The organism is Melioribacter sulfuriphilus (assembly GCF_052656625.1).
Genome location: NZ_JBQXXK010000001.1, coordinates 129,766 through 143,185 on the forward strand (window position 1 = coordinate 129,766; position 13,420 = coordinate 143,185).

The following is a 13,420-nucleotide window of genomic DNA, read 5'->3' on the forward strand; positions in this document are numbered from 1 at the left end:
AAAAATGATTGAGGAAGGTAAAAAAGCCCCAGCTTTTACTCTGCCCGACCAAAACGGCAAAAAGATATCCTTGAAAGATTTTAACGGTAAAAAAGTAGTGCTTTACTTTTATCCAAAAGATAATACCAGCGGCTGTACAAAAGAAGCATGCGACTTCAGGGATGCTTTCCCGGATTTTCAGAAAATAGACGCTGTCGTAATTGGTATTAGTCCAGATTCGGTAGAATCCCACAGAAAGTTTGCTGACAAATATAAACTCCCCTTTATTCTATTGAGCGACGAAAAAAAAGAAGTACTTGAAAAGTATGGGGTCTGGAAGGAAAAGTCGCTCTACGGAAAGAAATATATGGGAGTTGAAAGAACAACCGTAATTATTGATGAAAACGGAAAAATAATTAAGATCTTTCCGAAAGTAAAAGTAAACGGACATTCGGAAGAAGTATTAAAAGCAATTCAAGATTACGGGAAATGATTTACATTACAAGAAGAGAAGTATTTTCGGCTTCACACCGTATTTATAATCCAGAGCTGAGTGACGAAGAAAATTATCGTCTTTATGGCAAATGCAGCAATCCAAACGGACACGGACATAATTACATTCTCGAAGTAACAATTGCGGGCGAAGTAAATCCTAAAACCGGTTATTTAATTGACCTGAAAAAATTGAAGTCGATAATACGTGAAAATGTAATCGACCTGCTCGACCATAAAAATCTCAACTTAGATGTCGAGTTTTTGAAGAATAAAATTCCAACTTCAGAAACAATCGTGTCCGAAATATGGAAACAGCTTGTCGACAAAATACCAGAGGGCAAACTCTACTCAGTTAAACTTTATGAAACAGAGAACAACTATATTGAATATAGAGGAGAATAAGTTGGATAGAAAAGTGGTGGAAAATGCAGTCCTTGCAATACTAAATGAAATTGGTGAAGATCCTTCGCGGGAAGGACTCAAACGCACACCTCACCGCGTAGCTAAAGCCTATGAATTCCTGATGCAGGGTTACAACAAAAAAATCGAGGAGATACTTAACGGTGCCATTTTCGAAGAAAAATACGATGAGATGGTCATTGTTAAAGATATCGACTTTTACAGTATGTGTGAGCATCACATGCTTCCTTTCTTCGGTAAAGTTCATATAGCATACATTCCTAATGGAAAGATTGTAGGGCTGAGTAAACTTCCGAGAATTGTAGATGCTTTTGCAAGAAGGTTACAGGTTCAGGAGAGAATGACTCAACAAATTGCTGATACAATTGATGAGTATCTAAATCCCGCAGGCGTAGCCGTTGTAATTGAAGCTTATCACATGTGTATGATGATGCGCGGAGTAGAAAAACAAAATTCTATCACTACCACAAGTGCTATGCACGGATTATTTTCAGAAGATACTCGCACTCGTTCAGAATTTCTTAATCTCATTGCTCAAAAGAGGATATGATGAAAGAATTAAAAGAAGCTGTATGGATTACCGGTGCAAGTTCCGGCATCGGGAAAGAATTGGCTCTCACATTTGCCAGCAAAAATCATACAGTGATTGCTACTGGCAGAAGGCTTCATTTACTCGAAGCCCTAACTTCCGAAAATCCATTAATTGTCCCTTCAAAACTCGACGTTTCGGATTACACAGAGGTAAACAATTTTTACAGGGAATTTTCCTCCAACTATAAAATCAATGTTTTAATAAACAATGCAGGCCTTACTTCCTTTGAAAAGGCAGAGAATGATTCGATTGACACTATTAAGAAAATTATCGAAGTAAATCTGCTCGGATCAATCTATACAATCAAATCGATATTGCCCGATATGATTCAAAGAAAAGAAGGAACCATTATCAACATCCTTTCGGTAGTTACTAAGAAAATTTTTAAAAACAGTAGTGCTTATTCTGCATCAAAAAGTGGATTGTATGCCTATCTTAATGTTCTCCGCGAAGAAGTGAGAAAGTATAACATCAGGATTATTAATGTAATTCCGGGTGCAACAAAAACGCCAATATGGGACAGTTCAATTCTTGAAAAATATTCGCACAGAATGATGCCTCCCCGGGAAATTGCAAATCTTATTTATGACCTATCTATATTAAAAAGTAATATTGTAACAGAAGAAATAATTCTCAGACCTAAGGAAGGCGATCTGGAATGAAAGATGAAGTTACTATTGTAACTGGTGCCTCAAGGGGAATTGGTAGAGCAATTGCAATTAGGTTGGCAAAAGACGGCGGTAAACTGGTCTTAATTGGCAGGGATAAAAATAAACTTGAGGAAACAGTAAAAATTGTGTCGGATCAGGGAGCAGTAGCTGTTTCTTATGTGGGAGATGTTTCGAATAAAAGTTTTATTGAATATACTGTGAAAGACGTTATCGATAAATTCGGTAAAGTGGACAATTTGATTAATAATGCAGGTGTAGCAATATTTAAAAAATTTGTCGACACTTCTTTTGACGACTTTATGCTCCAGATGAATGTTAATATGTATGCAGTTTTCAATTTTACTAAACTCGTAGTTCCTTTTATGATAGAGAATAAAAGGGGAACCATCGTTAATATTTCTTCTTTAGCGGGAAAGAATCCATTTGTCTACGGCACTACTTACTCGGCTACAAAACATGCCTTAATGGGTTTTACAAAATCCTTAATGCTCGAATTGAGAGAATTTAATATACGCGTTGCTGCTGTATGTCCAGGCTCTGTACAGACAGATATGATTATTGATACGCCTGTTGCGCCTAAGGAGATTTTTAGAGCTTTAAAACCCGAAGAAGTGGCAGAAACAGTAGCTTTGATTATCAACTTACCTGGAAATGCTCTCGTAAGTGAAATTGAAATTAGACCCACTAAACTGAAATGAAAAAGGTACCCTTCTCTTAAAGGGTACCTTTTATGCTCACGATTATCTGCGCCATCTATTGAAGCGCGGTTGGCCTTCGCAATAATTATTGTTGAATCTTTTACCAAACCCGTAATAATCGTTTCTGTATTTTGCCCATAATTCTTTCTGGTTGTCGTCGAGTAAATTATAAACAGCCAGCCAGTGCTTTGCGGTTTCGGTTCTTATATTTGAACGTAAAGTATTGGACTTTTCGACAAGCTGCATATATTGTTTTTCGTCAATCTGACTTTGAGATTTCATTTTTCTCAATTCAAGACGATTCTTTTGGAGTTCGGCTTTAAGATCGATTAGTTTTTCTCTTAATTCGTATCTTAATTCGTCAATCCGTTTTTGTTGTTCTTCTGTCAGATTCAATTTATCGCAAAGGGGCATTCGACCTTTTCCATCAAAAGGCTGGGCAATGTTTAAGGCCGGCACTACAAGCAAAAGTACCAATACGAGTGAAAATAATTTTTTCATTTTGTTGTCTCCTTGATTAATTTTGAATTCGATCATTTGACATCAGCTTCTTTCGGTAGGTTTAATTAAACCTTAATGACGGCTAAAATGTCTATTAAATAGTCAATACTTATGCTATGAATAAAGATAACGATTTTGAACTGGTAAATAGATTTAAGGCAGGGGATGAAACTGCTTTCAATGAAATTGTCAGAAAGTACCAGAAAAGGATTTACTGGCATGCACGACAAATGCTGGGAGATCATCTCGATGCCGACGAAGTGACACAACAAGTGCTGATTGTGATATATGAAAAGTTAAATACTTTCAACTTTCAATCGTCGCTCTTTACGTGGATATACAGAATTGTTACTACAAGAAGTCTCAATCTTTTGAAAAGAAAAAATATAAAAAGATTTTTCTCGATAGATGACGACAACATAGATTTCGATTTAAAATCGGAGGTTGATATTGTTAAAGATGTCGACAATAAACAAAAATTGGAACGTCTTCAAAAAGTAATAAAAAAATTACCACCAAAACAAAAGCAGGTTTTTGTTATGCGCAATTTTGATGAACTTTCTTATGAAGAAATTTCACAGATAACAGGAACGAGCGTAGGTGGACTGAAAGCAACATATTTCCATGCAATAAAAAAAATAATGGAGCTGATGAACAATGAAAATAAGTGAAGAAATATTAAGGTATTATTCGGATTTAATGACCGAAGAAGAAAAGAAATTGCTGGAGAAAAAAATATCCGATCTCCCCAGTATGAAAGAGGAGTTCGATAAAGCCGGAAAATTAATAGAACGCTTAAGGGATTGCTCCAATATTGAGGTGGACGAAAGCTATTTTATTAATCTTCTTCCCAGGGTAAGAGAAAGGCTTAATATACGTAAGGGGCGAGTTGTTTTCGAAAAAATTGCATATGCTCTTTCTATCTCCGTATTTGTAGCATTCACATTAATTATTTCATTTCTCAACGCCCCATTGAACACTGAAATGAACTATTCTTTAGAGCAGGAAGAAATCATAAGAAACTTGGTAACTGATTATCTAACTGTAGATAATTTTACAGATGATTATACGATAGATATTCAAACAGTAGATGTTGAAGACAACCAGCTGGTTGATTATCTTTTGTCGGACGATAATTTGATTACAGAACTTTATATTGATACTGATTTGCTGCTTAATGAACAATGATAAAACAAAAGGTGAAATCATGAAAAAAATCATTATGCTTATCATACTTACAAGCTTTGCTTTATATGCACAAGACGAATGGCAACAGCGCAAAGGGTGGGAAGAGTATAAAAAATTTGATCAGTTCGAAAAAGCTAAGATCATCGAAATTCTCGATCTGAACGAGGAAGAGTCTGTCCGATTTTTTGCAAAGAGGAATGAATATAGAAATGAGGTTAGAAAACTACTGGAAAAAAGAAACGACTTGGTTCAGGATTTGGAAACTAATCTCGAAAAAAAGAATCAGGATAAAAACTATTACAAAAAAGCTGTCGCCGAAATTAATTCTATTGATGTGAAAATCAACGAGGAAAAACAAAAATTTTACCGTAGTCTGGAAGAAATTCTTGACGCAGAAGAAATTGCCAGATTGATTGTTTTTGAATACACGTTTCGGCGAGATATGGCTCGAAAACTGATGAAGCGGGGTAGATAAAAATTTCCAGTTCTTTTAAAATTGGGTTGCATTTTTGATAATATGAAATTATTTTTTGACCCGTTAATATGCGGAAGTGGTGAAATTGGTATACACGCTACTTTGAGGGGGTAGTGCCCGTTAGGGCGTGCGGGTTCGAGTCCCGCCTTCCGCACAAGCTCTTTTTATAATAAGATGAGGATGACATCATGAAAAAAACCCGCTCTTTTGTTTTGTCACTGGCATTAGTTTTAATTGCTTTTTCACTTTATGCTCAGGAGATGCCAAAGGAAGCAGCTAAGGCTTACAACGAAGGAAATCAATTTCTTAAAGCCGGCAATTACGAAAATGCTATAAAAAAATACCATGAAGCTCTTCAATTCTCTAAAGATTACAGAATATTCTATCAGTTAGGAGTTGCTTATAAAAAACAAAATAAATTATCCGAAGCAGAAGAGGCATTCAAAAATTCCATCAAAAGTAATTCCGAATTCAATCTCGCTTATAACGGATTAGGCGGTACATATTTTCTCGAAGGAAAATATCAGGAAGCCGTCGAAGCATTCAAAAAGTTTGCAGAACTTACAAATAAAAAATCTCTTAAGGATCAGGCTAATGAAAATATTGCAAGAGCATATGTAAAATTAGCCGAAACATCCAAAAAAGACGGTAATTATCAGAAAGCTATCGAGCAGCTTCGAGAAGCAATTAAGTTTAATGAATTCGATGCTGCTTACGTATTACTGGCTAATACATTATACGAAAACGGTGATTACGACGAGGCAATCAAAGCTGCCGATAAAGTAATTTCAATGAATTCCAAACTCAAAGGCGCAGCTTATTACTACAAAGGTCTTGCCTTAAAACAAAAGCAGGATACAGAAAAAGCTAAAGAATATTTTGAACTAGCTAAAAAAGACCCGCAATACAAAAAACTCGCCGAATACGAATTGAAGTTCCTGAGATAATTGAAAATAAACTAATAAAAAGTCGGCTCCTTGAGCCGGCTTTTTTTTATTTAAATCAGGAACGTAGCTAACAGGAGTTTGTATAAGAAACTAAATTATAAGCATATTATCATTATTTTTTATACAATTGTGATTAATTTTCTCGAGGCATATTTAATAGTTCTTATAAAAAGTTCGGATTAAATGAAACAAAAAATAATATTATTATCTTTATTGACGTTTTGCCTCGCAACTGTTAAGGCACAGTCGTTAGAAGAAATTCTTGATAGAGCAACAGAGCTTTACAATCAAAAAAATTATTCCGACTCATATCGCTACTACTCATTAATCATCCATTCTGAAGGAGCAAACGACAGATTAAAAGCGGTAGCTTTATACTATGCTGGAGAAAGTTTAATAAAAACATCTGATTACGCGGCGGCTGCAACTCAATTTGAAACTCTTATTTCCGATTACCCATTCTCAAATTATCATGAACTCTCACTTCTACGTCTTGGTGAAATCTACTATCATACTGGAGCCTATCGAAAATGCAGGGAACGACTTTTTTATTTCATCGAAAAGTATCCTGAAAGCAGTCATAAGGGTACAGCCTATTTCTGGCTTGGCGAATCATATGCTGCAGAAAATAAATTCTATGAAGCAGTAGAGCACTTCAACTTAAGCATATCGAATGCCCAGACAAACAAACATCTCGTGAATGCCATCTATTCGTTGGGCACAGTCTACGAAAAATTGGGCGATTATCAGGAAGCCATTTCCAATTACGACGAACTATTGTCGTACTACAATAATAGCGAACTGGCTCCACTGGCACAATTACGTATCGGTATCTGTTATTTTAAGATAGGCGATTATTCCACCGCCACTCTCGAATTGACTAATCCTCTCCTCGGTAATTTAAGCGACCAATTGAAAGTTGAAAAAGATTATTATCTCTCCAATGCTTTTATGAGATTGGGTGAATACGATAAAGCAGAAAAAATAATGTCGAGCTTAATTGCTACTGATATTTCGGAAGAGACAAAACGAAAAATTTTTTATAACATCGGATGGATAAAATTTCAAACCAAAGACTATAAAGGCGCCTATGAGATATTCAACAATTTAAATAAAACAGGCAATGATACAATTTCCGTTTTTTCCTTGTTCTGGAGTGCCGAATCTAAAAGATATATGAACGACAGGGAATCAGCCGAACAGCTCTATCGAGAGTTTATTGAAAATTATCCGAATCATCCTCTGGCTTCAAAAGTAAATTTGAGTAAAGGAGCTTTATTATTTGAATTCGCAACACAAAAAGATGCCGAATCGGTATTAATAAATGCGGCAGCGTCAAACGACATCGAAACTAAAAGCCGCGCGCTAACTATGCTCGGCGAACTTAAGTTGAATGAAAAAAAATATAACGATGCAAGAAATTATTTCAGCGAGACATTGAGAATTAACAATAACCACAACGATTCATATAAACGCGCTAAACTGGGAAAAGGCATTTCTGAATTTTATTTAAATAAATACCGCGAAGCCCTTGACGACATCATTTTTTTGTATAATAAATTTAGAGATTTCGAGAAGGACAAAGTAAACTTTTACATAGCCGAAATTTATATGTCTCTGGGTGATTACGAACAAGCTATCAAACATTATAATCTTGTATCAAGCGACGATCCATTGTTACATAAGCAAGTAATGATAGGTAAAGCCTACGCTTATTTCAACAAAAAGGATTTTCCCAATTCTGTCTATTATTTTAATAACTATTTAAAAAGATACGGCAACGAAAAAATAAGCAGAGAAGTTAAACTGAGACTGGCCGATAGCTATTTCGGTATGAAGAATTTTACAAAAGCCAGTGAGATATACGAGGACTTATTCAAAAAAGAAAATGTCATTACTAATGCTCAAAATTATTATCAATATTGCCAGGCACTCTATAAGGCGGGCAAAACAGCTCAAGCTATAATCGAATTTTCCAACCTGCAAAAATTATTTCCACATTCAAATTATAACGACGACGCTCAATATGTTATCGGATGGATTTATTTCCAGCAGAACCAGTACGACTGGGCAATCGATAATTATTTGAGGCTTATTAAGGAATATCCAAACTCAACACTGATCCCGATTGCTTATTATTCAATAGGCGACTCGTACTACAATATGGGGCAGTATGACTCGGCACTGGTTTATTATGGCAAAGTACTCAACAAGTACCCCAATACGTCATACATAATCGACGCAGTCAATGGCATACAATATGCTTACATCGCCAAAAACGAAATAGAAAAAGCCATAAAAGTAATTGATGATTTTATAAAACAATACCCGGATCAAAAATATAGCGACCAGTTTTATTTGAAGAAGGGTGATATTTATTACAGCATAGGCGATTACAACAAAGCCATTAATGCATACTACGACTTTATAAATAAATACCAGAAGAGCAACATTTTAAAAAACGCATATTACTGGCTGGGTAAAAGCGCTGTTAATACAAAAAATGATACACTCGCCATAGACGCTTTCAACCAGGTGCTTAACTTATCTCTGACATCGGACATTTCAATCTCGGCAGCTTTAGAATTGTCGAACCTTTATTCAACACGGAATCAATTCAATAAAGCTATTGAAGTGTTGAACAAAGTAATTACTAATGCTGGCGAATCGAAAAGAATGCCCGAATTGCTTTTTACTCTAGCATTAATCGAAGCAAAGAGCAATTCTCTGGATAAAGCGTACCAGACATTTGAGAAGGTGATAAATTATTATGATGGTACGCTCTTTGCTGACAAAGCTAAAGTAGAAGTGGCAAAGCTGGAACTGAAACAAAAAAGATATGCAAACGCAATACCTTTATTAAAGGAGGTTGCGGAAAAACGATTAGACGATATTGGGGCTGAAGCTCAATATCAGCTGGGATTAGCTTATATGGAGCAAGGAGAGTTTAATGAGGCAATAACTGCTTTTGTTCGCATCAGGTCTGTGTTTGCTGCTTATGACGAGTGGTTTACAAAGTCTTTGCTCCGACTTGGGGACTGCTATCTCAAATTAAACGATAAAAAATTAGCCAGAGAAATGTACAGAGCGGTTTTAAGAAGACACAACTCCGGAGATTATGCGGACGAAGCAAATAAAAAATTGAAGCTGCTATGAAACGTATTATTTTCTTATTATTTGTTATATCGACTTTTTTAATGGCTCAGGAAGAGCAAAAGAGTATCGAATTGCCAGACTTTGTAATTACCGGAAGTCAATCAATTCAAATACCAAAAGCTGAAAAAGCCAAACCGGAATTAATTCCAATTATCACTAAAGATTTTCTATTGCCTAATTATTCACCCGAATTTATACCCGTACTTATTGAAACCGTTCCTGTTAAAAAAGTACCCCAAATAAACACCAATAATTATTATATCGGAAGATTGAAAGTAGGTCTGGGTTTGTATACTTATCCAACCGGTGAATTGAATTTGTCGGCTCCTTTTGACAATTATTTGTTTGGACTCGACGTGTGGGGTAAAAATATCAAAGAATATACTGATTATGCATATTACAATACTTCCGGCATCTCTCTGAAAAATGATTTCTTCGTGAGTCCGAATTCCGAATTTTTACCAGGAACATCTCTCAGACTCGGTGGATTATATGAACGATTTTCGTATAAATATTTCGGAGCCGTTACGCCAGATTCTTTAAGCAAAAACGATTTAATAAAATTCGACTTGAGCATTAAAAACAAATTTATTCGAAATATTAATTTCGACTTTGATTTTAATGGTCAACAATTCAGACATAACAATTACGACCTGAACGAAAAGTTATTTTCTGGCAAAGCTGAAATGTCTGTTAACTTTTCCCTTTTTTCTTTAGGTGGTAGTGCCGTTCTAAAGAGACAACTGGCAGACCATACAAATCTAAATTATCGCGAAAATTTTTATTCCTTTACAGGTTTTATAAAATTATATTCTCTTTCCAACCTGATTTTAACAGGAGGAATTACATACACATCCGATAAAGATAATTCTGTACTCTATCCGTTTGTGATTTTGAATTACAAACTGAATGAAAGAATGTCAGCATTTGCCGAATATAAACCGCAAGCCGAATTTATTGATCTTCACTCCCTTTATAAACAGAATCCGTATTTAAAGAATATCTCAACCAATAATATCTTTCTTGACAACAAGTTTGCATTTAAGGCCGGACTCAATTATGGGATCGAGAATATTTTTACGGCGGGTCTTTGGACGGAATTTAAGTCGTCAGATAATTTCTATTACTTTCTCGATAGAACGCAAACTGGCTTTTATGATCTTATAACCGAGAACGACGTTAATACTTTTTCAGGAGGAGCCGAATTTATCTTAAATTCCAGGCTCCCTGGATATATCAATCTTAAAGTGGGTTACTATAAAATTACCAATTCAGCCGATATGGAAATTCCATTCCAGCCAAAGCTAAAATTAAGCGCCACATACATCAAAGAAATTATCGGCAATTTAAATATTTTTCTGTCATATCTATTTATGAAGGGAGCTTTTACTGATATTGACAATAATAATATTCTTCCCGATTATCATAATTTGTCAATTAAGATAGATTACGAATTGTTTGATAATTTATATCTCTGGATCGATTTTCAAAACATCCTGAATAAAAGTAATTTTGTGTATCCGAATTATCGTGAAAAGCCGTTTGATTTGATCGGGGGTGCAACTTATAGATGGTAAGAACGAATTTATTATGACAATTGACGAACTGAAAAAGAAAATATCTACTTTGCTTGGTGTTTCCTCGAGTGAAAGAGAACTTGCTTTTACGATTTTTATCAAGAAACTTGGTGAGCAGCTTGCACCCGGATTAACCATTAAAATACCCGGTTTGGGATTCTTCCAGCTGAAGAATAACGAAACGGTCGATAAATTTGAGGAAATTCTATTTTCCCCATTGAGAGAAAGTATTTCAGATAAAGTTATATTTCTTTCTATCGATATCCCTATGGATTTTTACGATGAATCAAACGAGGATACGGAAACGTTTAGCATTGGTGTAGGCAAGCCAATAATCCCAATTGGTGAAGATGCGGGGCAGGATGCCGATGCTTCATATATCGTATTCAAAAAATTAATAGGAGAGCGCATCAACGATCTCCTATCTGAATCGGAACGTATACCTGATATAAATATTTGGGATGAATATTACAAAAGTGAAATATCTGGAACAAATAGCGATATCAAAACTGAATTATCGGAACTTACTGCCGACCTTAATTTTGATGAAGAACATTTTACACAAGAAGTAGTTAATAACATTATCGATTATAAAGATAAGGATACAAACCCCGAAAATTTTGAAGATAGCGATTTAACACCGAGCAAATTACTGGAAGACTATGATTCATTTAACGTTTCAGAAAATAATATTTCGACTGAAACCGACGATGAAAAAGAAGATGCGTTCGGTCTGGAATATCTGCTCGAAAATCTAAGTACTGAAATACCTGAAGGAAATATTGAACCAGAAAGCGAGTCGCAACTAAATGGAAAGGACAAAATTGATGATACTACCAAAAACTTAGAAGAATTGATTGAGGGCGAAAAAAAACAGATTGATGATAATATAGAACTGGAGAAAATAGTTGGTAATCAGCTGGAAGAAGAGGATGAGGGAATAAATCCAGAGGATGAGAAAGAAAAACAGGAAGAGGACAACGAAGAGCAAGAATCGAAAGATGAATTAGAAATTGAGTCGACGGAAAATGACGAGAAAGATTCTACGACCGAAATTGAAATTGAATTGGGTAAACATCGTTATAAAAATCTGGAAGAACGAATTGAAATTGAAAACACTGAGGAGATACTTGATGTAGAGGTCGATGAAGAAGAGGAAGAATTTCTTGGGCTTAGAAAAAGAATTCAGGAAAATACAGAATGGAACTGGGGAGATGAGCTAAGAGACGAATTGGAAAATTACGACGACTCTAAATTTGATGAAGAAATGGAAGATGTTAAGGAGGAAGATATCCTGAAATCGACTCGGCCAGTTTCTGAAGATCTGTTTAAAAAACTCGAAACAACAATTAAAGAGGAACTGCAGGAAGCAAAAGTTTCTACAAAGTATGAATTCATTGAGCAAAAAGAAGAAAGTTACAAAAGCACTCCAGCTAAGGATACGTATGATCACGAACAGGAAATTGAGGATGAAGAGAAACATGGATATTTTAAATATGGAATACTTGGTTTGTTTATTTTGGTAATGTTTGTCGGTGTAGTTTATTTATTTTTTCAAGGTAACAAGGAATCAAATCTGGAAACTCCTGTCGAACAACAGAGTGCTTCGATTACGCAAAATCAGGATAAAAATGAAATTGCATCGCTTGAAAAAGAACAGAACGAAAATATAAGCGATGAAAATCTGTCTGTAGTTGAGGACGATTTTCCGCGGGTTGCTAAACTGGAAGATAAATTAAACAAAAAAACAAGTACCCCAACAAGCCAGACTGTAGATGATGATGCTTTATATATAAGTCCTGAAAATGATATCCATGTATATAAAACTATTTTCTCGGATGGAGCAAAATATTATGTTCAGACCTCTTCCTGGAGGAACGAATCTAAAGCAATAGACGAAGTAGGAAATTGGAAGCGCAAAGGATATAGTTCCTTTATTATGAAAGTAAATATTCCAGAAAAGGGAGGGTTATGGTTTCGGGTGCGAGTCGGCCCTTTTAATAGTGAAGCCGAAGCGCGTAAATTTTACGAGCAAAATTTTCAATAATATAACGGAAGGAAATTATGGATTTACTCTCAATTTTTCTAAAAGGTGGCTGGGTAATGTATTTAATCCTAGCTTGCTCGTTGATTGCAGTTGCAATTATAATTGAAAAATTTATCGTCCTAAAAAAAGCTAAAGTAAATGTCCCGGCATTCTTGGTTAAAATAAGGACGATGTTAAAAAAGAAAGATATAGAAGGTGCAATAGCAATTTGTATTGCGGAAAGAACTCCGGTGTCGAATATCGTCAAAAAAGGATTAAAAAAGTACAGACACGGTCATCAACGTGTTGTCGAAGCAATCGAAAGCGCTGGAAGGCAGGAGATAGCTAAACTTGAAAAAGGATTACCGATATTGGCGTCGATATCGGGCATTGCGCCTTTACTCGGATTTTTGGGTACGGTTACCGGTATGATTACAGCATTTATGAAGATTCAGGAATTGCAGGGTTCAGCTAATCCTGCCGACCTTGCAGGCGGTATCTGGGAAGCGTTAATCACAACAGCTTTTGGTCTTATTGTGGGCATTCCGGCACTCGCTTTTTATAACTATTTCGTAAGCGCTATTAGCAAATTAGTTATGGACATTGAACTCGTTACTACTGACGTCATCGATATTCTCGAAGATACTGGAAAAGGAATTGTTGATGACGACGAAGAAATTAATCTCTGAGGCTAA

At 35.5% G+C, this 13,420-nt stretch carries 14 protein-coding genes and 1 tRNA gene; 14 read left to right on the forward strand and 1 reads right to left on the reverse strand.

What is annotated here, in order from left to right; genetic code table 11:
• Positions 1–4 precede the first annotated feature (4 nt).
• From bcp to ACUN8G_RS00590, 5 genes are read left to right on the forward strand one after another with little or no spacing between them, the layout of a single operon-like run.
• The gene (bcp, locus tag ACUN8G_RS00570; RefSeq protein WP_437347826.1) at positions 5–472 is read left to right on the forward strand and encodes a thioredoxin-dependent thiol peroxidase; all 468 of its coding nucleotides are present in this window, start codon (positions 5–7) and stop codon (positions 470–472) included.
• Entirely contained in the window at positions 469–876 is a 408-nt protein-coding gene (locus ACUN8G_RS00575; protein WP_437347827.1) for a 6-carboxytetrahydropterin synthase, read from the forward strand. The genes bcp and ACUN8G_RS00575 overlap by 4 nt, the downstream gene beginning before the upstream one ends.
• Positions 836–1,444 (forward strand): GTP cyclohydrolase I FolE, encoded by a 609-nt coding sequence (gene folE, locus ACUN8G_RS00580; protein ID WP_437347828.1) that lies wholly within the window; start codon positions 836–838, stop codon positions 1,442–1,444. Before ACUN8G_RS00575 ends, folE begins: the two co-directional genes overlap by 41 nt.
• Positions 1,444–2,148: an SDR family oxidoreductase gene (locus ACUN8G_RS00585; protein ID WP_445480884.1), complete on the forward strand. Its 705-nt coding sequence runs from the start codon at positions 1,444–1,446 to the stop codon at positions 2,146–2,148. The genes folE and ACUN8G_RS00585 overlap by 1 nt, the downstream gene beginning before the upstream one ends.
• A complete protein-coding gene (locus tag ACUN8G_RS00590; RefSeq protein ID WP_437347830.1) occupies positions 2,145–2,855 on the forward strand; it encodes an SDR family oxidoreductase in 711 nt (236 codons plus the stop codon). The genes ACUN8G_RS00585 and ACUN8G_RS00590 overlap by 4 nt, the downstream gene beginning before the upstream one ends.
• 42 nt (positions 2,856–2,897) lie before the next feature.
• On the opposite strand, the gene ACUN8G_RS00595 is transcribed toward ACUN8G_RS00590, so the two are convergent.
• Positions 2,898–3,356 carry a Spy/CpxP family protein refolding chaperone gene (locus ACUN8G_RS00595; protein ID WP_437347831.1) on the reverse strand — a complete coding sequence of 153 codons (459 nt, stop codon included), beginning with the start codon at positions 3,354–3,356 and terminating at the stop codon, positions 2,898–2,900.
• Positions 3,357–3,472: 116 nt separating this feature from the next.
• Here ACUN8G_RS00595 and ACUN8G_RS00600 point away from each other — a divergent pair, with 116 nt between their 5' ends.
• The 9 genes from ACUN8G_RS00600 (at position 3,473) to ACUN8G_RS00640 (ending at position 13,414) form a co-directional block, all read left to right on the forward strand.
• Positions 3,473–4,027: an RNA polymerase sigma factor gene (locus ACUN8G_RS00600; protein WP_437347832.1), complete on the forward strand. Its 555-nt coding sequence runs from the start codon at positions 3,473–3,475 to the stop codon at positions 4,025–4,027.
• Positions 4,014–4,544, forward strand: coding sequence for a hypothetical protein (locus ACUN8G_RS00605; RefSeq protein ID WP_437347833.1), 531 nt, complete (start codon positions 4,014–4,016; stop codon positions 4,542–4,544). The genes ACUN8G_RS00600 and ACUN8G_RS00605 overlap by 14 nt, the downstream gene beginning before the upstream one ends.
• Before the next feature lie 19 nt (positions 4,545–4,563).
• Complete coding sequence (locus ACUN8G_RS00610) at positions 4,564–5,019, forward strand: hypothetical protein (RefSeq protein WP_437347834.1); 456 nt, start codon at positions 4,564–4,566, stop codon at positions 5,017–5,019.
• A gap of 70 nt (positions 5,020–5,089) precedes the next feature.
• Positions 5,090–5,173, forward strand: a tRNA-Leu gene (locus ACUN8G_RS00615).
• A 34-nt stretch (positions 5,174–5,207) separates the two neighbouring features.
• A complete protein-coding gene (locus ACUN8G_RS00620) occupies positions 5,208–5,966 on the forward strand; it encodes a tetratricopeptide repeat protein (RefSeq protein ID WP_437347835.1) in 759 nt (252 codons plus the stop codon).
• A gap of 183 nt (positions 5,967–6,149) precedes the next feature.
• Positions 6,150–9,122, forward strand: a complete 2,973-nt coding sequence (locus tag ACUN8G_RS00625; RefSeq protein WP_437347836.1) for a tetratricopeptide repeat protein — start codon at positions 6,150–6,152, stop codon at positions 9,120–9,122.
• Positions 9,119–10,699 carry a TonB-dependent receptor gene (locus ACUN8G_RS00630; RefSeq protein WP_437347837.1) on the forward strand — a complete coding sequence of 527 codons (1,581 nt, stop codon included), beginning with the start codon at positions 9,119–9,121 and terminating at the stop codon, positions 10,697–10,699. The genes ACUN8G_RS00625 and ACUN8G_RS00630 overlap by 4 nt, the downstream gene beginning before the upstream one ends.
• A 13-nt stretch (positions 10,700–10,712) precedes the next feature.
• Positions 10,713–12,746 (forward strand): SPOR domain-containing protein, encoded by a 2,034-nt coding sequence (locus ACUN8G_RS00635; protein ID WP_437347838.1) that lies wholly within the window; start codon positions 10,713–10,715, stop codon positions 12,744–12,746.
• A 17-nt stretch (positions 12,747–12,763) separates the two neighbouring features.
• On the forward strand, positions 12,764–13,414 hold the full coding sequence (locus ACUN8G_RS00640) for a MotA/TolQ/ExbB proton channel family protein (RefSeq protein ID WP_437347839.1): 651 nt from the start codon (positions 12,764–12,766) through the stop codon (positions 13,412–13,414).
• Positions 13,415–13,420: the final 6 nt, after the last annotated feature.